Here is a 20635-nt window from a genome sequence, read left to right as displayed (position 1 = left end):
TTGGGAATTAAAAAATGAGTCCGTCCGAACTGAGCCAAACCATGCAAGCTAAAGAGATCCTTCAAAAAAGTGTCCAGTTCCTGCAACAACAAGCAGAAGCATATCTTCAACAAGGACAGGTTGATGATGCTCGTAAGGCTTGTGAACAATTATTGAAGATTCAACCTACCTCGGCGGTGGGGTTGAAAATCCTGGGAGATGTTTCCTTGCGAGGGGGAGATCTCGAAGGTGCCAAGCAAAATTATACCAAGGCTCTGGAACTACAACCCAACTGGGCTGAGGTTTATGCCAATTTGGGTAGCCTCTATGCGCGATCGCAACAGTGGGAACAGGCGCAGGCGGCTTATCAAAAGGCGATCTCGATTAAACCAGAATTCGCTGGGGCTTATCGGAATTTGGCTAAGGTCTGGACTCAGCTTAATCGCCCCTTAGATGCTATCCGAACTCAATATAAAGCCTACACCCTGGAACCTCACACTGTCAGCGCTCAAGAACATCTGGCTTTGGGTGATGGTCTGATGCAGCAGGGTATGGCCGCGGAAGCACAAGCCTGTTATCAAAATGCTATTAATCTTAATCCTAATTTGGCAGCCGCTTATCAAAACCTGGGGGAAGCCCTTAAACAACAGGGTAAATTGCAGGAGGCTGCTACCTATTTCCGTAAGGCTATTGAGTTGAATAACCCAAGTCCAGCAGTTTCTAACCCGGTGGATACTTTGGCGGCGGCTGTGTCAACTCCTCAAGATACTTTATCGGCCGCAACTGCTGCGAGGCAAGTTCCTCAGCCAGATGTTTTGGTGGTGGGTCAATCTCCACAAGTTCCTATTGAGAAGGGAATGGGGGTTCCTATTAGTCGCCCGGTTAACCCGGAAACGGTTTTACAAGAGGCTAAGGCATTCTGCGCTATGAAAAAATGGGAACAGGCGGTTTCGGCTTGTCAGAAAGCATTGCGACTTGACCCGAATTTGGCGGAAGCATATAAAATTCAGGGGAATGCTTTGCAAGTGTTGGGGGAAATGGAGGCGGCGGTGCGCTCCTACCATAAGGCTCTGGAAGTTAAGCCCCAATTCCCGGAGGTTCATGCGAATTTGGGTAGCTTGTACGCCCAGGAAGATCGCCTGGAAAAAGCGGTTACCTTTTATCAACAGGCGATCGCTCAAAATCCTAATTTTGCCGGGGTCTATCGCAATTTGGCTAAGGTTCTCGAACGTCTGGGACGAGAGGGTGAAGCCTCTATATGTCTGGAAAAAGCCTATACTTTGGAACCGAATAAGGCTACCCCGGAAGATCATGTGCGTCTGGGAAATACTCGCCTCGCTCAGGGTAAGCTGGATCAGGCTTATGAGAGTTATCAGCGGGCTTTGGAGTTGAATAAACAACTGGCTCCGGCTTATTATGGTATCGGTAAGGTGAAGGCTTATGGACAGGCTTGGTCAGAGGCGGAGGCGGCTTACCGTCAGGCTATTGAATTAGACCCGAAATCAGGAGTTTTTTACCAGGGTTTGGCTGAGTGTTTGGCCGGGAAACAAGACTTTGATGGGGCGATCGCTCTCTATGGTCAGCTATTACAGCTTAATCCTAATTGGGCGGCGGGATACTACCAAATTGGGGAACTTCGCAACCAACAATGGAATTTGTCAGAGGCGGAGGCGGCTTATCGTAAAGCGCTGGAATTAGACAAAAATCTGGCGGCTGCCTATTATGGGTTGGGTCGGGTATTGCTGCGACAAGAACGTTGGGCTGATGTGGTCCCGGTTCTGCGTCAAGCAATGGCTTTGGATGCTTCTGGGGCTGATTTTGAGCTGTGTAAGGGTTTCGCTGATGCTCTGGTACAGACGGGACAGCTAGATGAGGCGATCGCTTTCTATCAAAAAGCTACCGATTTGGCGGCGGATAATGCTGAGGTTTGGCAAAAGTTGGGAGACATATGGCGCGATAAACAAGCGTTTGATCAGGCTATTGAGGCTTATCAAAAGGCTAATCAGTTAGACGCTAATTTGTTCTGGTCTCACAATGGTTTGGCTGATGTACTGTTTAAGTTGGAACGCTGGTCGGAAGCGGTTGAGGCTTATCAAAAGGCGATCGCGATTAAGTCGGATTATTCCTGGTCCTACAACAGTTTGGCGGAGGCTCTGGTTAAGTTGGAACGCTGGTCAGAGGCGGCTACGGCTTACCGAGAGGCGGCGCGCTTGAATCCAGAGTTCCCCTGGTCTAGTTATAATTTGGGAGAGGTTTCGGTTAGACTTCAAAATTGGGAAGAGGCGGTTAAGGGATATCGCGCCGCCATGGCTGTACAGTCGGATTTACCTGGGATTCAACAAAAACTGGCTGATGCACTGCGAGAACGCGCTAAAGGCGATTTAGATGAGGCTCTGGGATGTTATCTTCAGGTGATGGAACAGGAACCAGATAATGTGGATACCTATCATAAGGCGATCGAGATTAAGCCTGATGATTCGGAACTCTATGTTAAGTTGGCTGATACTCTGGCTCGACAAACTCAGTTGGATGGGGCGATCGTTTTTTACCAAATGGCTCAAGACCTCGACCCTGACAATAGGGCGATCGCTTCTCGCCTACAACAGGTGATTGAAAAAAAAAATGAGGGGGTAGACCTATTTATTCCTCAAGAAACTTTCGGGGAAACTCCTATTCTTCCGACTCAGAAAAAATCCCGTCCGTCTGAGCAACCGATTCTTCCGACTCAGAAAAAATCCCGTCCGTCTGAGCATCGGTGTCCCATTGATCAAGAAGGTTATGAACAGTGGCTCCGAGAAAATTTGCCCCGACCCGCTGACTTACGGCAAATGTCTCAGGCGGTTAATTATCTCGGATATAAGCCGCTAATTAGCGTGATTATGCCGGTATATAATACCCCGGAAAAGTTCCTGAAAAAGGCGATCGAATCAGTGATTAACCAAGTTTATCCCTACTGGGAACTGTGTATCGCTGATGATAATTCCAGCGAACCTTGGATTAAACCTCTGCTGGAAGAATATGCCAGAAAAGATAACCGGATTAAAGTCGCTTTTCGGACAGAAAATGGTCACATCTGTGCGGCATCTAATTCGGCTTTGGAATTGGCGATCGGAGAATATATAGCACTCTTAGATCATGATGATGTCATTACCCCAGAAGCACTCTATGAGGTCGCACTGGTACTCAATGAAAATCCTGATGCTGATATGATTTATTCCGATGAGGATAAATTAGACCAGTACGGTCAACGGGTGTTCCCATACTTTAAACCTGATTGGTGTCCTGACTCATTTTTAGCACGGATGTATACCTGCCATTTAGGAGTATATCGCCGGGAACTGGTTAATCAAGTCGGTAACTTCCGAATTGGTTACGAAGGTAGTCAAGACTATGATTTGGTCTTGCGCGTTACTGAGAAAACTAATAAGATTTTCCATATCCCCAAAATTCTCTACAGTTGGCGACAGCATAGCGGTTCCACCGCCTACGACCCCAACAGTAAACTATACGCCTATATAGCAGCAGAAAAAGCCTTAAATGAGTCCTTTGCTCGTTGCGGGGAAAAGGCGCGAATTGTTTCAGATCATGAGAATTTCCCCGGTCAATACACTGTTCGCTATCACATCGAAGAACACAAACTTGTCAGTATTATTATCCCCACTCGCAACCTGGGAACTACTCTCAATCATTGCTTACAGTCAATTTTTGAAAAAAGCACTTATCCTAACTATGAAGTCGTCGTCATTGACAATGGCAGTGATGAACAAGAAACCTTCGATATTATCAACGCCTGGAAACAAAAAGAACCCCAACGCTTTAGCTGTTACGAGTTCGATGTACCGTTTAATTACCCCCAAATTAATAACTATGGGGTAACTAAAGCTAGGGGGGATTATTTACTGTTTCTAAATAATGACACCGAAGTATTGACCCCCGATTGGATAGAAGCCATGGTAGAACAGGCTCAACGTTCCTCTATTGGTGCTGTCGGTGCTTTGTTACTCTACCCCGATGATACCATTCAACACGCTGGCGTTGTCCTGGGAATTGGCGGCGTAGCAGGTCACAGCCATAAGGGTTATCAGGCTCATCATTTTGGTTATTATAACCAACTGGTAACGGTGAATAATTACTCCGCCGTGACCGGAGCCTGTTTGATGTGTCGGCGAGAGACATTTGAGGAAGTCGGGGGGTTAGATGAAGAGCTGGAAGTTGCATTTAATGATGTGGATTTTTGCTTAAAGTTGGTCAGCCGAGGATATCGGAATATTTATCTCCCCCATGTGGTTTTATATCACTATGAGTCTAAGAGTCGCGGTTATGAGGATACGCCAGAAAAAGAAGCTCGGTTTAAACGAGAAACTAAAATCATGAAACAGCGGTGGAGAGATGTACTCAAAAATGACCCCTGTTATAACCCTAACCTGAGTCGCATACGACAAGATTATGGTATTCGTCTGAGTAATGATGAAAATCAAGTGGTGGCGATATCAATGTCTGAGGATAAGGAGGCGCTTTTAGGATGTGCGATCGACTCACCCAAGCTACACCATCCTTTTAATAAAGAAAATATGCTGATTCAGGGATGGGTGATTGGTAAGCACTCTCCGGCTAAACTAATCAAGTTTATCTGTGGCGATCGTGTCCTTGGCGAATCCAAAATGAACCAGGAACGTGGTGATGTCGCCAAAGTATTTCCAGATGTCCCCCATGCTATTGATAGTGGCTTCGTCAAAACCCTTGATGTCAGTGAAACACCCAGTGAAGTAGAAATTTTGATTCTGGCTACTATGGAAGACGGGAATGAGATTCCTTTGTCAACATTACACCTGCGACATGGTAGCTCAGACGATTAGATTGACACCCATGGAAGAAGGGACTCAACCTTCTTCCGTACACCTTTGTAAATTACCGGAACCCCAACAATTACATCATCTCTTCCAGTCGTCTCTCAAAAATTGACTGAGCTTTAAAGTATAAGTCTAAGTCCTTCTCATTCTTGCTTTCTATCAATTTCAAGGATTCAGAATCCAACTCGTACTGCTCATCAACTTTTTTTTGGGGGTTATAATTTATTTGGACATCCTTAATACCAAGGTTTGTCAGTTTATTAAATAGTTTAATAGAATCACTATAGCGCTCAGTAATTCCTACAAAAAATAGATCGTCAATTTCTATCCCCTCAAGGGCTTTAGATTGTTGATTAGAAAAATGGGGATTGCTGAAAAATTCCTCCATAGATTTATCATACCCATAATGTCTACGAAAATGCTCGTAGTTAGATATAGATCGCTGAATTGGGTGTCGCAAGAAAGTAGCAAATTTTGTCGTGTCGTTTACAATTGGCTGATACTTAGCCATCTCAAAATGACCATATACAGCTTCAAAGCCCTCCGATTTAAATGATTTCACAAAAGATGTTAAGTCACCTTTATCTATCGTCTCATGTACCAATGGGGAAGTTTTTGGGTCAGCCCCATACTCAAAAATACACTTGAGTTTTTTTTCGATTTGAGACCTAAAAGAAGTCCCAGCCGTTTTAGGGATATGAATAAATAAAAATGTATTATTTGGTAATTTTTCAGAGAATTCGGTCATAATTTCAATCTCTAAGTTTTTCCCAGCTAATTTACTATATTTGATTGACTGTAATGCAGTATCTAACCCATCTATTGATATTTGTCTTAGGGTAGCATACCACAGTATAACTGCCTTAACCAAGATAGTCTATCAACTTCAACAGCCCAGACATTGATAGTTATCGACTGGTCTGTTGGGTCTTGTTTCATCCTTTTTTCCCTTGGTGTTTCACATAATCCTCAATAATCTCCTGAGAGATGGTCTCCGATGTCGAAACTAGGTAGGAACGAGTCCATATTGATGGTAGCACCAGCAAATGTTCAAACTCTTTACGGAGGTGACGGGCTGTATAGGCTTTGATTCGATGGATAATCTGATGCGGGGCTAGGGTCGGCGGACAATCCAAAAATGCGTGGACATAGTTAGGCTGTATATCCAGAGTCAGGATTTCGACCTCCAAATCTGGACACACTTCTTCCATTAACTCCCTAAGTCTAATCGCTACCATCCCCTTGAGTACCTTACGTTTGCGCCTAGAACTCCAAACAAAGTGGTAGTTAATCAAAGATTTTGTTGTTAGATTGTGTCTATAGACTTGACACATAGACAAAAAGTTGTTATAGTAAAGTCAGTTCAGAACAATAATCTGGCTGTTCCCACCTAATCATAGGAGTTTTTGGGTATGAAAACAAATGAACTGGTCCAGCGCGTCGCCGAAGAAGCCAAAATTCCCAAGAAAAAAGTTAGAGCTATTTTAGACTTGGCTTTTAGTGCTATCTCTCAGGAAATTGAGAGTGGTCAGCCAGTTGTCGTCAGAGGTTTAGGGAAATTTACCCCCAAAGAGCAACCAGCAAGAACCAAAACCAACCCAGAAACTGGTGAAACCACTGAAGTCCCAGCACGTACAGTCGTTAACTTCCGAGTTATTAAACCCTCTAAGGATACAGAAGAGGCAGATTCAGAATAACAACATTTGATTAACTATTAACAGAGATAACCTGTTAGTATTATAGAACTTTAGGGGCGTATTATATACGCCCTATTGCTTTAATTTGGGGAGCGGCTCTACAAATTCTAACCATCTCCGTTTGTCTGACAACCTTATTAACCTCTGATCTCATTTAAGTTCTCTCTCCACTTGAGCAGATCTTTTTCTATTTGAGCAAATGAAGGTTGAGACGGAGCCTGAACAGTCAACTCTAAATCTAGTTCTGGCTTGTACCCAAATATCTCAAAATCAGCGCGGTAAATATTAGCAACATCCCGAACTAACTCCTCAGAGTAGAAATATTTGTAATGTGGAAATAATTGCTTTCTCGATGGAGGAAACTGAATATGGTAACATTCCTTTTTAAATTCAGAATCCTTCGGGGTGCGATGAAACTCTAGGGATTTGCTAATTTCGCTAAGTGGAGCAGGATTCAAGCCTAACTTTTTCTCTACTTCTTGGAAATCATTAAACAAGTTCTCAACTTTGATAATGTGAGGTTTTATTATACCCATCTCCATTAAAGGGTGAGCTTGCATCTGATGGTGAATATTACAATTTCTAATATCCAGTGATTTTAAATACTGTACAAACTCATCAAAACAAAAACTATTTTTACGACCTATCTTTATCCCTAAAAATTTTGAGATTCCATCATTATCATATCCGGTTTTAATAGCGTGGATATAGCTACTAACTGCACGAGAGAAAGGATCTCTAACCAAGCAGACTATATTTGAATTTAATATGCGGTCTACTTCTCTGATATGTTTTTGGTATTCAGGATTTGGCATAAAAATTTCCGTTCTATACTTATGAGGAAAACGATGGTATGATTCTGCCTCTTGATATAGTCCTGCCTGGTAAAAAAACCACTTTACACCAAAGCTACAAGCGCTTTTAGCGCAGAAAATTAAAGTTAAATTAAGCGATTTATTGTATAGAGGTTGTGGAGCATGACGAAGCCATATTTTTATCATTTTATGGGAAGATATTTGTTTTTTAACATTAACATAAGTCACTGTTTTTTTGGATTCCTTACTTCCTGATTTACTGGTTCCCAGTATTTCTCCTGTATCTTTAAAGGCCAACTGTATTTGGTCTCCATTTTGTAAATTATAGGGAGATAAATCAAAACAAAAATTCACCCGTAGATTATCACTATTTCTCTGGAAACGTTTAGGTTTAATCTGCTCAGAAGTCAACTTTTGACCATTAATTAATACAACAATATCAGAAGGGTCACAACCTCCTTGGTCAGGTAATATCCAGCCTCTGACAATTCCCTGGCTTTCTAAATTATTCCAGTTTACAGAACTTTTCATTTATCGGCTTACCTCAATTTATTTAGGAACTCTACAAATTATAACCATCTCCGTTTGTCTGCCCACCTTATTAACCTCTGATTTTATTTAAGTTATCTCTCCACTTGAGCAGATCTTTTTCTATTTGAGCAAATGAAGGTTGAGACGGAGCCTGAGAAGTCAACTCTAAATCTAGTTCTGGCTTGTACCCAAATATCTCAAAATCAGCGCGGTAAAGATTAGCAATATCCCGAACTAACTCATCAGAGTAGAAATATTTGTAATGTGGAAATAATTGTTGTTGAGTCCACCTGAACTTGGTTTGATGACACTCCTGTTCAAATCCGTGATCTCTTGGTCTTTTATGAAACTCTAAGGATTTGCTAATTTGTTCAAGTGGAGCCGGACTAAGACCTAAAGTTTTTTCGATGTTTGCAAAATCATCAAATAAGTTCTCAACTTTGAGAATATGGGGTTTGATGATACCCATCTCAATTAAAGGATGAGCTTGCAGCTTATGGTGAATATTGCAATTTCTAATATCCAGTGATTTTAAATACTGTACAAACTCATCAAAACAAAAACTATTTTCACGGCTTATATTTCTTTCTAAAAATTTCGAGATTTCGGGATCATCATATCCAGTTTTAATAGCATGAATGTAGCTACTAACTGCACGAGAAAAAGGATCTCTAATTAAACATAAAATATGAGAATTTAAAATTTCCTTTGTGGATCTAATCTGTTTTTTGTATTGAGGGTCTTGGATAAAAACCTCGGATCTATACTTATGAGGATGACGATGGTAGGATTCTACATCTTGATAAAGTCCGGCCTGATAAAAAAACCACTTTACAGCAAAGCTACAAGCGCTTTTAGCGCAGAAAATTAAAGTTAAATTAAGCGATTTATTGTATAGAGGTTGTGGATGATGACGAAGCCATATTTTACGAACTTCACTGTGAGATATCTTTTGGTCAAAATTCACATAAGTCACTGATTTGTTTGATTCCCTACTTTCTGATAATCTTCTCTCAAAAAGTTGAACACCAGCTTCGTATAACTCTAGGTCGAGAGTATTATTTTCAACAACTAAATCTAATGTTGATTGAGGTAAATTTTGTATAAAGTTTTCAATTTTAGGGTTTTTGTTGAGGCTGAGTGATGGTAAGGAAGTGTGAGAAATACGATTAAAAAATTCAACAGACTCATTATATTTCTCTGTGATTCCCAAAAAATACAAGTTTTCCAGATCTATATCTTTTAATACTCTCGATTGCCAATTAGGTCGTTGTTTGACAAATGTTTCAACAGTACCGGAATAACCATAATGATCATACATATGAAAATAATTAGATAAACACCGCCTGATAGGTTCTCTCAGAAATGTAACTAATTTTAAACGATTACCAAAAATAGAGCAATAATGCTGTATCGCAATTTGATTAGCGCCTCCTATATGTCCTCCTATGACTTTTATTTTTTTCTCATCAACATAGTCTTTAAGCTGTAATGGACTGGCAGATTCCCCGTAAATTGAAGATTTAATTATAGGACTGGTGACTGGAGATTTAATGCCATAATCATAGATAACTTGAGAAGGATTAAATTGTTTTTCTAATCCCTTTCTAAAAGAGGTGCCAGCAGTTTTAGGAATATGAATAAACAAATATATAGTATTATCATCACATGATGGGGAACTTTGTTCAATAAATTGACTGGTTCCTAGTATGTTTCCTGTATTTCTAAAGGCTAACTGTATTTGATCTCCATTTTTTAGATTATATGGAGATAAATCAAAGCAAAAATTAACCTGAAAAGTATTACTATTCTTATGGAAACGTTTAAGGTTAATATTCTCATCAGTCAGTTTTTTTCCATTAATTAATACTATAATATCGGATGGTTCACAAATACCGGAGTCAGGTAATATCCAGCCTCTAACAACTCTTTGAGTTTCTAAAGTCTTCCAGTTAACAAAACTTTTCATGTTTTCACTTACCTCATTTTTTTGTGAGCTAATGTCAAAGATAACATTTTTGTCATATTTGCCGACTTGATAATCTTGTTTGTAGATTTCATAAACTGAATTGATGATTTTATCATTGATAAATTTTCGGTATAAAGTTTGGGTGTCTATATTAGCCAAATTTTCTTCATCAAAAATATTCAAAGACAATATATCCACAGAAAATAAATCATCAAGTTGGACTTCTTTTAATATATCATAATCTTCAGCATTTGAGGTATCTTGGTTTCTATAATTGATGGTACTATTTATCTTGGGAGGAACATAATCAATATTAAAAATATTGTTCAATTGATTAATACCTCCAACAAATTTTTCCTGTTGAAAAATATAATCAAAGGAGAATAATTGAGGATTATAACTATCATAAACTTGCGTATCCCAATGATGATCTATCGGTTTATTTTTGCTTTTATTGAGTTTAACATAATCAATCAAATCACGAAATCGAATCCCTTTATAGTTTTGGTCAATATCCCAATTATTATACTTGTATATTTCCTGAACTACTTTTTTTGAAAAGGGTTCTAATTTATGAAATTCATCCAATATTTTACCATTATAATAAACAAACTTATTTAGATAAGCACTGATCAATCTTGACAAGGGATGTCTCATGAATATAACTTTCAAGTAACCATCATAGTTGCTAATCTTGTCAAGATCTTCATAAGTATTGATTGACCTAAAAAAACCCTGTTTAGCTAACAATATCCTGGGAGCTTGTTGTGGCTTTTTGTTAGAAGTGACGTTCCCCAGTAAACCATAATATAACCAATTGGTTATCGCTGTACAGGCACACTTAGGAGACCAAAATAATACTAGCTTTTTGTCGTGAAAAACATAACACTGGCGAGGCATAAATTTTATCTCTGATTATACTAAACAACAAAACTCAATTCATCAAATATGCTACGAAAACATAACTTTCCTAATTGGCTCTAAGTGACGGGTTTCGGATTTGACAGGTTGCTGACTAGAACGGGTTTATTAGCCATGACCAATTTCATCAGTTTTTGCCACTCCGGTAACTTGGTTAGCGACTCAGAATTAAACGGGATGCTTTTCTCCGATGAGAATTGCTCAAAACTTCTTAGCCAATCTAAAATCGTCTCTGAGGGAGAGTCGTTTCGGAATTTCCAAGATTGTCTCAAACTTACAACCATGTCATCATAGTTCCCCATTGTATATGAAGACCATGCCTTCCATACTAAAAATCTGTACTCTACTTGTTTTGTCGTCTCCCCAGTCGGGTTTAAAGATCGCTCTAAACGCAACCTAACCAGTTCTTCCTCTATTTTTAACTGTTGGTCTTGCGACCGTTGTAACTCCTCTTGAGTTTGCTGTAGTTGATGTTGAGATGATTCTAACTCCTGTTCCGTCGCCTGCAATTTTGCCTGATACTGAGCGATCGCTTTTTCCATCTCATCTTCCTGTGTACTCGCCGCCGCCAAAAGTTTTTCGTACTCCTCAATTTTCTGTTCCCATTGGGTTTTCTCCTCTTGAGTTTGCTGTAGTTGATGTTGAGATGATTCTAACTCCTGTTCCGTCGCCTGCAATTTTGCCTGATACTGAGCGATCGCTTTTTCCATCTCATCTTCCTGTGTACTCGCCGCCGCCAAAAGTTTTTCGTACTCCTCAATTTTCTGTTCCCATTGGGTTTTCTCCTCTTGAGTTTGCTGTAGTTGATGTTGAGATGATTCTAACTCCTGTTCCGTCGCCTGCAATTTTGCCTGATACTGAGCGATCGCTTTTTCCATCTCATCTTCCTGTTCAATTAATTCTCCCCAAAGTCCTTCCCACTCTTCCAGTTGATTTTTATACTGGGTTTGTTGTTGTTGACTTTCAGCTAAATACAATTGACAGGTCTCCAAGTTACCTTGAGTTTGATGTAATTGTACCAGAGTTCGCTGATGATTTTTCTCAACCTGGTTAAGTTTAACCAAAGACTGACTCAATTGGATCTCAGTTTTCTCCAGTTGTGGCTCAAGTCGTTCTAATTCTGCTAGATACTGATGTTGTTGAAACTCCGAATATTCTAGTTTACCTTGGGTATCATGAAGTTGAGCAATAGTTCGGATTTGGGTTTTGTTAGCTTGCTCCAGTTGTAGTCTTAATTGACTAAACATCATCTCAGTTTTCATCAGCCGAGACTCAGACTCATTCAGTTGAGACTGTAGTTGATTTTGGTTAGATAAAATTTCCCGGTTTTGTTGCTCCGCCTGTTCTAGTTCTTCCTGCGTATGGTGTAGTTGGGATTGATATTTCATCACGTCCCATTGAGTTTGACTCAACTGTGATTTGGCTTGTTCTAGTTCTTCCTGAACTTGACTAAACTGCGACTCCAACTGCGATCGCACTTGATTTAATTCGGTATTCTTTTGAGTTAGTTGATTGTGAGACTCCTGTAAAATTGACTCAGTTTTTTGCAGTTGACTGTGAGTTTTTTCTAAAACCCCTTCCGTTTGTTCCAACTGAGATTTTAACTGTTCTACAATCGACTCTGTTTCCTGTAGCTGAGACCTAGTTTCTTCCAATTCATCCCGAGTTGGGTTGAACTGAGACAGAGTTTCTTCAAGTTTAGCTTGAGTCCCTTCTAACTCAACCCTAAGAGACTTATTTTCGGCGGCGGACAGTCGATAATTCGCCCAATCTCTAAAAGCCCAAGCCATATAGGGAGAAGACTTAATCTGATTATTCCATGATAAATCTGGAGTTTGATTAGGATGCCATCCCCGACTCTCTAGTTCCTGATACATTTCTATGGCTTCAGGAAAGTAATAATCGATTAAGCTGGGACGTTGACCATCTTCTGATATATTGGTTTGCATTAGGGAATCATCATAAACCGCCGGAGAAGGATTAGTTAGATTTATCCCGAATTTCTGATTAATTTCCGCTACATATTTATCTTGATATTTGACAATTGTTTCTATGTTTGCCAATAAACATTTATCACCATATTTATTATAAAAATCTAAGACTTTCTGATTATAAAATATCCAATATTTAACTGCTAGTTCGGGTTGATTTCTAAAAATTTCATCTCCTCGGCGGTACAGAGAATCTATCACATCCCACGGAGAACGGTAAATCAACAGAAACTTAGCATCAGGTAATAACTGCGCCCAAAAATCTAAAAATAGTGTCGTCCGAGGTTCTTTCCATCCCCAAATATGACTCAGAGAATTTTTTTCAACAATTGCATTTGCTTTGTCGATAAACTCTTCGGGAACATCCAGGTTGTCTTGTAATGTCCAACCATCTATATTAACACCTTGCGATCGCAATAAATCTAGGTGAAATTCAAAAAAATCAATATTCTCAAAGTAGCCTTTGGGGTTAAACTCAGTTCCCTGCATTAGCCGACGACCAACGTGCAACCCAGCACTTTGCAATAATGAAGCGGTCAAGGATGTACCTGAACGGTGCATTCCTGTCATAATTAAAACCTGGGATTCGCTCTTTTTATCTGGCATGGTATAAATGTCGGTTTATCTTTAGTTTATAAGTGAATGGCAAATATAGCGTTTATTAAGGTTCATAACTGACTAGCTACTAACCCTGACAGCCTCGCCCGCCAGTCGGTGGGAGTTTACCATAAATCCTCCAGATGGTTCAGGATTTCCATAAATGCTGTCCGTTCTTTCATTAAACCATGTTCAGCGACCGTTTGAAAGGCTGCTTTTTTGACCAGAGACTTCCGCACCTCAGAAAAGGCGATCGCCTCTTTGACCGATTCTAACAGTCCTTCCACAGTATACTTGGGTCGCATACAATTGTAACCGGGAAAACAGAAACACCGATTCCCTATACAATCTGGACAGATGGTAAGAGTCCCCATAGCCATGGCTTCTAGGGCGGGAAGGTAAAATCCCTCTCCCTCTTCGCGGTTAGGCAGGAGTATCGTAATTTTAGCACGGTTGAGGTACTGTAGATAATCTCTTCTGGGAATTAGGGATGTCAGCAGTTGCACCCCATAGCCCATTGCTGCTAACCTTTGTTGTAACTGTTCGCCTAGTTCCGGTTGTTTAAGGGCCGAAATCAGGATTTCGATATCCCGTTGGGGGTCGGGTCGGGGTTGGGGAAAACTACTGGTATCTAAGCCATTGGGGATAATAAACAGGGGTCCATTGACTCGACGTGATTCTGCCAGATAGGTTCCCACTTCTGGGCTGACACAAATGCGGATCGCTTTATGGTTGAGAAACTGATAGCGGGGATTATCTGGGTAGGCGTGCCGGATGTGCTGAATTAGATTAATAATTGGTATGGGGGAGTTGTGGCGCTGGCTGGCTGATAAAAATTCCCAGTCCATACCGTCCATAAAGATAATGTGGGGATCTGATAGCGGTTGAGATAAAATTAGTTGTTTGTCAATATTGAACCACGGGTTATTAGCATCGATCGCACTTTCGGGAGAAAAATAAATCTGGGGTAGGTAGTCCGGGGAATCGAGAATATGATTAAAATAATCCCAGACTTTTAAATGACCTCCGGTTAGTCCCCGATAATCTCGATAAAATAAAATAGATTTTCGCTGTGGTAAGCTAGGTGGTATAATTGCCGGGGATGGACTACCCTGGGCGGGTAACTGTTCCATCTGGTGGGAGATTTGTTCTAGCCACGACTGCGATCGCTCTAACTCCGAGTCGATTTGTTCTAATTTTTGGCGGTCAAATTCCATAAATTATGTACAATTGGGAGGGATGGCTCGATTGAGTAAGGGGATGGGAACATCCAGTTAAACTGTGGGTCATTCTCTAGGGCGGGTCATAACCAACAAATATCAATCATCTGTTCTTCCATATCAAAATATAGTCAAAAATCCTAACATGAGCGTCAGTTATTTCGACACAGCCAATCAACTCCTAAGAAAAGGTCAGTTAGACGAGGCGATCGCATCCTACAATCAGGCGATCGCCGCCAGTCCTAAATCAGCTTGGTATTATCATAACTTGGGAGAAGCCCTCAGCCAACAGGGAAAAATCGACGAAGCTATTGCAGCCTACCGTCAAGCTACGGAACTTAACCCTAATTCTGCCTGGTCTTATGATAATCTGGGAACCCTCCTAAATCAACAGGGTAACTTACCAGAAGCCGTTCGTTGTTTCCGCCAGGCTATTGAACTTGACCCATATTTCTGGCAGTTTTACCACAATTTAGCCCTAGTCCTGATCAAACAAGGCCACCCAGAGGAGGCCGTTTCCCTATTGCAAAAAGCCATTGAGTTAACAGCCGATGATGCCGAACTATACCACAGCTTGGGTAAAGCCTACCACCAACAACAGCAATATTCAGAAGCAGTTACAGCCTATCGTCAGGGGTTAGAATTAAACCCTTATTGGTCTGACTGTTATATGAGTTTGGGTCAAACTTTGGAGGCTTTGGGAGAAACCGAAGAGGCGATCGCCTCCTATCGTCGAGCCTACGAACTTAATCCCAATTTATCAGAAGCCCTGCCCAAATTGCAAACAGTCCTGGAGTCCCAAGGACGTTGGGAGGAATTAGCCACCCTATACCGTCGCTGTTGTATTGTTGATCCTAACTCAGCCACCAGTCATAAATACCTGGGAACAGCTTTAGCCAATAGTGGAAAGCTATCGGAAGCGGCGGAGAGTTATCAGAAAGCCTTGGAGTTAGACCCAAATTTGGTAGAAATTCTGCAACCCCTAGGACAGGTTTTAACCCAATTAAATCAATGGGAAGCCGCCGTTGATATATTCCGAAAAGCCACCCAAGTCGATCCTAACTCTGCTTCATTCTACCATCAATTAGGGCAGGCTTTAACCAAATGCGATCGCCTATCAGAAGCACTCGCCGCCTATCAAAAGGCTTCCGAACTCCATCCCACTTCCACCCCAGTCCTGTTTGATTTAGGTCAGGTCTTGACTAAACTTTACCATTGGTCGGAGGCGATCGCCACCTATCAAAAAGCCTTATATCTTAATCCCCCCAACCAGGCTGAAATTCAAACTCATCTACAGGAAGTTCAGGACAAGCAGCGCCACCTAGACGAGGAAATCGCCGCCTATAGCGAAAGCCATGAGTTTCATCCCAATTCTAGCGAATCCTACGAAAAATTTGCACAGTTTCTCAGAAGCAAGGGAAAAATCGAAGATGCGATCATAGGATTTCACCAAGCCTGTATTCTCAATCCCCAGTCAGCCGTAGCCTATCATCAACTAGGTTATACCCTAGCTCAGAGTCAACGCTGGGATGAGGCAATTATAGCTTATCGAAAAGCTGGCGAACTTAATCCGCACTCTCCCCATGTACAATATCACCTGGGACAAGCCTTGGCTGAGGAAGGACGCTTAGAGGAAGCGATCGCTCATTTCAAACAGTCCATCACCATTGACCCAGAATTTGAAGAGGGTTATGATGCTCTCAAGCAGGCGATCGCAAAAAAAAAAGGTAGCCTCTAAAACCGATCCGATTTCTCATTATCGGCATTTACTCCAAGCCAGTCCCAACAACCCTGATCTCCATCAGGAGTTGGGACAGCTTTTGCATAGCCAGGGTCAAACCCAATTAGCGATCGCTCATTATCAAAAAGCCATAGACCTCCAGCCGGGACCTGTTCACCTGTGGTTTTATCGCAATTTAGGAGAAGCCATGGTGACTGATGAACATTCCAGGCGACCTTAGCCAGAGTTTCCCATGCAGCCAACCTACACCACCCATAGTCACTGGATGCGACAGGCCTTAAAACTAGGCGCAGCAGCAGGAGAAGCCGGAGAAGTCCCCGTCGGTGCAGTCATTGTCAATCAACAGGGAAAACTGATTGCCCAGGGGGAAAATCGCCGGGAACGCGATCGAGACCCCACCGCCCATGCTGAGATTATAGCATTACGGCAAGCCAGTCAGGTATTAGGAGATTGGCATTTAGACACCTGCACCCTGTATGTCACCCTAGAACCCTGTCCCATGTGTGCAGGAGCCATTATTCAAGCTAGGATAGGTTTATTGGTCTATGGTGCCGACGACCCCAAAACTGGCAGCATTCGCACCGTTTTCAATCTTCCAGACAGTCCCGCCTCCTATCATCGTCTCCCTGTCCTAGGGGGTATTCTCGAATCATCCTGTCGCCAACAACTGCAATCCTGGTTTGCTCAACATCGCGGTAATATGTCACCATTGAGACAATCTAATAACTGTCATCCTCTGCCATGACAGAGGGGGTTAAAGGATTTACATTAGACTTATAGAGTTTAGAAATCCCAAATTATTGTCATGGTAACAGTTCAATCGATTAAACCCTGGTCTAATTCATCTCCTTCTAGCGAGACTAAATCCTCTGGAGTCGCGCGTTGGTTAACTTCTATTGTTTATCCCCTGGGACGCTTGGTGGTTCTTCCCTTCTATTTTAAAAAGATTACCGTCACCGGACGGGAGAATTTACCCAAAGATGGTCCGGTAATTTTAGCACCCACCCATAGAGCGAGATGGGATGCTTTTATTGTACCATTTGCAACAGGTCCTTATGTCACTGGACGAGATTCGCGGTTTATGGTAACTGCTGATGAAATGCAAGGACTTCAAGGGTGGTTTATTCGCCAAATCGGAGGGTTTGCGGTTAATCAAAAACATCCAGCGATCGCCACTTTGCGATATGGCGTTGATTTACTGCGCCAGGGAGAAATGTTAGTGATTTTTCCAGAAGCAGGCATTTTTAGGGATCACCAAATTCACCCTCTCAAAGCCGGATTAGGTCGTTTGGCAATTCAGGCTGAATCCCACTATCCTAATTTAGGGGTTAAGATTGTGCCTATATCTATCCATTATAGCCCCAATATTCCCCATTGGCGCTCTGAAGTTAACGTCACAATTGGGAAACCCCTAGAAGTCAAAAAATATGCCACAGGTCCCGCAAAAAAAGAATCTATCAGGTTGATGTCAGACTTAAATCAGGCTTTAATCGAGATTGATAGTTTGTAGTATATATGAATAATTTACCTCAATTTAACTCCGGTCAAATTGTAGCTATTGATGCTGAAAATACCTCTCTTTATGCCGAGGTAATTCAAGTCGTTATCCTGCGCCAAGTCTGTTGGGTGCGTCCCTTAATGCTCGTGGAATTGACCACAGAAAATCAGCCCCTTTGCTATGATTTGCGAGACAGTGCTGATTTGATTTGGCCCTGGGAGTTATTTAGGGTAGCTTTGGATACAGAAGTAATACCTTTTTTAGTCGCATTAAATCCCCCAGAACAAAAGCAGGAAATGTTACCCAGAAACCATCAACGTTTTCGAGAGTTTATTTCCCAAATTTGGCTCAATCATTCCCAGGTTTTTCGGGAAGTTAGATAAAGATTCCCTTTTCTCTTGACAAATCCTAGGAATTGACTTATACTTATATCATGGGAAAATGTGGCGGCATATATATGGCTTTCCGGGAAGGAACCGAAGACCTCCACCACCAGATTAATCTAGTAGTTGTATATTTAACTCCTCCAATGTCTCCGAATTTTCATCAATAGTAATAGTATTAGGTAAAAGTTGCCGAAACGTTGGTTAAGATGCCAATTTATGGTTTCATCTGTATCAACACTGACACGGATATTAGTAGAAAAATTGCGCCTACCCCAAAAATATTGCAGACCCAAACTCGAAGACCTATCTAAATCCCCACTCCCAAATAATGTCAATCCCCGCCCAAGTCTCCAGTTGAGACTATACCAAGTTATATCAAAGTCACTATTGAAAGTTGCATAAAATTGTCGAGAATCCCAAACCACATCGGCATTAATATTAGCATCATCCCCCACAAAGCCAGAAATACCTACTCGCAAAGGTGTTCCTTTAGGCTGATAAAAAACTTCCGCCAAACCACGGGTAGATGAATCATAAATGCCACCTAAACCGACTGTTCAATCTTCAGTTATCCCCCAACGCTGAGAAACTCCGGCATTAAATTCGTTGAGTTCTCCCCAAAAATCATGACCGGGATTAAAACGACGCTGCCACCCCCCAGAAATTACTAATGCTGATGCTCCTTGAGGCAGTTGTTCTGGTAAAATGGTAAACCTAGCTTCTTCTATGATGGGTTCACTAATTAGAGAACCGCCAGGGTAAAGTAAAACATAGTAATTTCTGCCAACCTGTCTACCTACAGGAACATTATCAAAACGGTAAAAGCCAGAATTATCGACAAACTGTTCTGCTATGACTTCCCCACGATAACGACTCGATACCAGTTGTGCTAAAGTTCCTGGTTCAGCATTACCTGTTATGGTGGGGGTGACTTGTTCTGGTTGCAAACGTTGGCGAGGGTTGGCGGCACCACTACCCAATAATGAACTAGGAGAATATCCCCGCCTTTGAATAGTAGTAAATCCCCAAAAGTCACCTGTAGTCCTTTGGTCTCGCCAAAATCTCCGTTGAGAACCTAAAAAATAATCGCTAGATTCAGTTTGGCGGATGATTTGAAATTAGGATAATCGCCAGGTTTCGCTGTCGGTTATGTCTCCCTGATTAAGCGTGAGAAACCAACTACTATCTAAAACTGTTCCGACGGCGGATAGGCGACCTGTGTTGTTCAGGTCAACACCTTGGTTTTTGGTAAGATTAACCCGCTGTTCTATCATACCAATGTTAAAGTTGGGGGGGGGAAATTTCTGGCAATCCTTCTAAAATTACTGGCGGTCTTTCCCGGCTGGTTCTTCTCCCCCTTCTGACTTCGGGGACATCAAAAATAATTGCATATTCCCGAAAACTAAATTCTGATTCAATATCAAATAAGTCTTGAATATCTTGCACAGAAAGGACTAACCCTAATTCGGGGTAGTTGCGAATTTAATCGAGGTTAAGGCGGACAATTTTAAAAGGCGATCGCAAGTCGACTTCATTATCTGATATAACTGTAGATGTAAACTTTATGACCTGCAAAACTTCATCATAAGGAATTAGCCAATCCCCAAAATTTATCACCTCATTATCCGTTACTGACCCGCGCACAAATACCCCAGTTTTAAAATTGCGCCTACCAGCATTTAAGCCAATCATAAAAATCGTGAATTCCGGTGATTCTGGGGTGATTTCCTCTGTGATGTCTGGGACAAGCAGATTGTATCCACAAATTTTCAACAGCCATCAGGGTAAACAACTCCCCCAAAATAAACACTTATAAATATTTGGTATAACTCAGTGTTAAAACTGCCTTAATTGCCGTCATATTATGGCAGTATTTTACTGATAATATACTCCATTCATCACCATGTTAAGGAACGGCTAATGTTACGCTGAATGGTATTTTTGTATTCCGGTTTACTCCCCAACCCAAATTTCCAGAAACTTGATAATCTCCCGGTTCAAGGGGTTGATTATAATTGATATTAACCAAACGTTCTTTTTCCGCAATCACCGTAGTATCTACACCACGACCACTCTGGATTTCCTGATTTCCTTGAGAAATTACCCATTCTGGTTGCACAATCACACTGGCTTGTCCACTATTACGAACCAATAAATGTAAACGATTCGATTCGGGATTATAGCGAACATTAACAATATCTAAATCGTGAGCAATATCTCCCTTGCGAACATAGACTGCTACCCCAATTTGGGGAACAATAGTCGTCCTTAATACAAAATTTCTGGTTTCATCTGTTTGTTCCTCAATGATGGCTTCTAAATTTTCGGTAATTAGCATTGCTCGATATTCTCCGTCGGGTCAACTCGGTCGCATATCAAGCAGATGTTGCATTGTGTAGTAAAAAACTGATTAATTTATTTACTGGCAAGGGTTTCAGCT

19 protein-coding genes are annotated in these 20635 nt (G+C 41.4%); 7 read left to right on the top strand and 12 right to left on the bottom strand.

Annotated elements, in window-relative coordinates:
- Positions 1 to 14: 14 nt before the first annotated feature.
- On the top strand, positions 15 to 4835 hold the full coding sequence (locus tag HFV01_RS04620; RefSeq protein ID WP_193520873.1) for a tetratricopeptide repeat protein: 4821 nt from the start codon (positions 15 to 17) through the stop codon (positions 4833 to 4835).
- 70 nt (positions 4836 to 4905) lie between these two features.
- Here HFV01_RS04620 and HFV01_RS04615 read toward each other — a convergent pair whose 3' ends face one another.
- A complete protein-coding gene (locus HFV01_RS04615; protein ID WP_318286163.1) occupies positions 4906 to 5700 on the bottom strand; it encodes a sulfotransferase family 2 domain-containing protein in 795 nt (264 codons plus the stop codon).
- A 64-nt stretch (positions 5701 to 5764) separates the two neighbouring features.
- Positions 5765 to 6163 carry an IS200/IS605 family transposase gene (gene tnpA, locus HFV01_RS04610; protein ID WP_193520872.1) on the bottom strand — a complete coding sequence of 133 codons (399 nt, stop codon included), beginning with the start codon at positions 6161 to 6163 and terminating at the stop codon, positions 5765 to 5767.
- Positions 6164 to 6241: 78 nt separating this feature from the next.
- Here tnpA and HFV01_RS04605 point away from each other — a divergent pair, with 78 nt between their 5' ends.
- Positions 6242 to 6526 carry an HU family DNA-binding protein gene (locus HFV01_RS04605; protein WP_048895214.1) on the top strand — a complete coding sequence of 95 codons (285 nt, stop codon included), beginning with the start codon at positions 6242 to 6244 and terminating at the stop codon, positions 6524 to 6526.
- 137 nt (positions 6527 to 6663) lie between these two features.
- Here HFV01_RS04605 and HFV01_RS04600 read toward each other — a convergent pair whose 3' ends face one another.
- The 4 genes from HFV01_RS04600 to HFV01_RS04585 form a co-directional block, all read right to left on the bottom strand.
- On the bottom strand, positions 6664 to 7872 hold the full coding sequence (locus HFV01_RS04600; RefSeq protein WP_193520871.1) for a sulfotransferase family 2 domain-containing protein: 1209 nt from the start codon (positions 7870 to 7872) through the stop codon (positions 6664 to 6666).
- A gap of 70 nt (positions 7873 to 7942) precedes the next feature.
- Positions 7943 to 10741: a sulfotransferase family 2 domain-containing protein gene (locus HFV01_RS04595; protein ID WP_193520870.1), complete on the bottom strand. Its 2799-nt coding sequence runs from the start codon at positions 10739 to 10741 to the stop codon at positions 7943 to 7945.
- A gap of 80 nt (positions 10742 to 10821) precedes the next feature.
- A complete protein-coding gene (locus HFV01_RS04590) occupies positions 10822 to 13359 on the bottom strand; it encodes a sulfotransferase (protein ID WP_318286162.1) in 2538 nt (845 codons plus the stop codon).
- A 116-nt stretch (positions 13360 to 13475) separates the two neighbouring features.
- A complete protein-coding gene (locus HFV01_RS04585) occupies positions 13476 to 14567 on the bottom strand; it encodes a glycosyltransferase family protein (protein ID WP_008053468.1) in 1092 nt (363 codons plus the stop codon).
- 148 nt (positions 14568 to 14715) lie between these two features.
- On the opposite strand from HFV01_RS04585, the gene HFV01_RS04580 reads away from it, so the two are divergent.
- From HFV01_RS04580 to HFV01_RS04560, 5 genes are read left to right on the top strand one after another with little or no spacing between them, the layout of a single operon-like run.
- Positions 14716 to 16308 carry a tetratricopeptide repeat protein gene (locus tag HFV01_RS04580; RefSeq protein ID WP_193520869.1) on the top strand — a complete coding sequence of 531 codons (1593 nt, stop codon included), beginning with the start codon at positions 14716 to 14718 and terminating at the stop codon, positions 16306 to 16308.
- Entirely contained in the window at positions 16262 to 16531 is a 270-nt protein-coding gene (locus tag HFV01_RS04575; protein WP_228116386.1) for a tetratricopeptide repeat protein, read from the top strand. The genes HFV01_RS04580 and HFV01_RS04575 overlap by 47 nt, the downstream gene beginning before the upstream one ends.
- Before the next feature lie 12 nt (positions 16532 to 16543).
- Positions 16544 to 17056: a tRNA adenosine(34) deaminase TadA gene (gene tadA / locus HFV01_RS04570; protein ID WP_193520868.1), complete on the top strand. Its 513-nt coding sequence runs from the start codon at positions 16544 to 16546 to the stop codon at positions 17054 to 17056.
- Positions 17057 to 17116: 60 nt separating this feature from the next.
- Positions 17117 to 17821: a lysophospholipid acyltransferase family protein gene (locus HFV01_RS04565; protein ID WP_193520867.1), complete on the top strand. Its 705-nt coding sequence runs from the start codon at positions 17117 to 17119 to the stop codon at positions 17819 to 17821.
- A gap of 5 nt (positions 17822 to 17826) precedes the next feature.
- Complete coding sequence (locus HFV01_RS04560; protein WP_006623931.1) at positions 17827 to 18192, top strand: hypothetical protein; 366 nt, start codon at positions 17827 to 17829, stop codon at positions 18190 to 18192.
- Between the two features lie 134 nt (positions 18193 to 18326).
- Here the strand turns inward: HFV01_RS04560 and HFV01_RS04555 are convergent, their stop codons facing one another.
- From HFV01_RS04555 to HFV01_RS04530, 6 genes are all read right to left on the bottom strand, one after another.
- A complete protein-coding gene (locus tag HFV01_RS04555) occupies positions 18327 to 18710 on the bottom strand; it encodes a hypothetical protein (RefSeq protein WP_006623929.1) in 384 nt (127 codons plus the stop codon).
- Positions 18711 to 18752: 42 nt separating this feature from the next.
- On the bottom strand, positions 18753 to 19175 hold the full coding sequence (locus tag HFV01_RS04550) for a hypothetical protein (protein WP_006623928.1): 423 nt from the start codon (positions 19173 to 19175) through the stop codon (positions 18753 to 18755).
- 138 nt (positions 19176 to 19313) lie between these two features.
- Positions 19314 to 19469, bottom strand: a complete 156-nt coding sequence (locus HFV01_RS04545; RefSeq protein ID WP_006623927.1) for a hypothetical protein — start codon at positions 19467 to 19469, stop codon at positions 19314 to 19316.
- Between the two features lie 7 nt (positions 19470 to 19476).
- On the bottom strand, positions 19477 to 19641 hold the full coding sequence (locus HFV01_RS04540) for a hypothetical protein (RefSeq protein ID WP_006623926.1): 165 nt from the start codon (positions 19639 to 19641) through the stop codon (positions 19477 to 19479).
- 36 nt (positions 19642 to 19677) lie between these two features.
- Positions 19678 to 19968: a hypothetical protein gene (locus HFV01_RS04535; RefSeq protein WP_228116387.1), complete on the bottom strand. Its 291-nt coding sequence runs from the start codon at positions 19966 to 19968 to the stop codon at positions 19678 to 19680.
- Between the two features lie 133 nt (positions 19969 to 20101).
- Complete coding sequence (locus tag HFV01_RS04530) at positions 20102 to 20533, bottom strand: hypothetical protein (RefSeq protein WP_006623923.1); 432 nt, start codon at positions 20531 to 20533, stop codon at positions 20102 to 20104.
- Positions 20534 to 20635: the final 102 nt, after the last annotated feature.

This window comes from Limnospira fusiformis SAG 85.79 (assembly GCF_012516315.1).
GTDB classification, from domain to species: Bacteria; Cyanobacteriota; Cyanobacteriia; order Cyanobacteriales; family Microcoleaceae; genus Limnospira; species Limnospira fusiformis.
The sequence above is the reverse complement of the archived record's forward strand: the minus strand, read 5'-3'. Positions and strand labels throughout refer to the sequence as shown.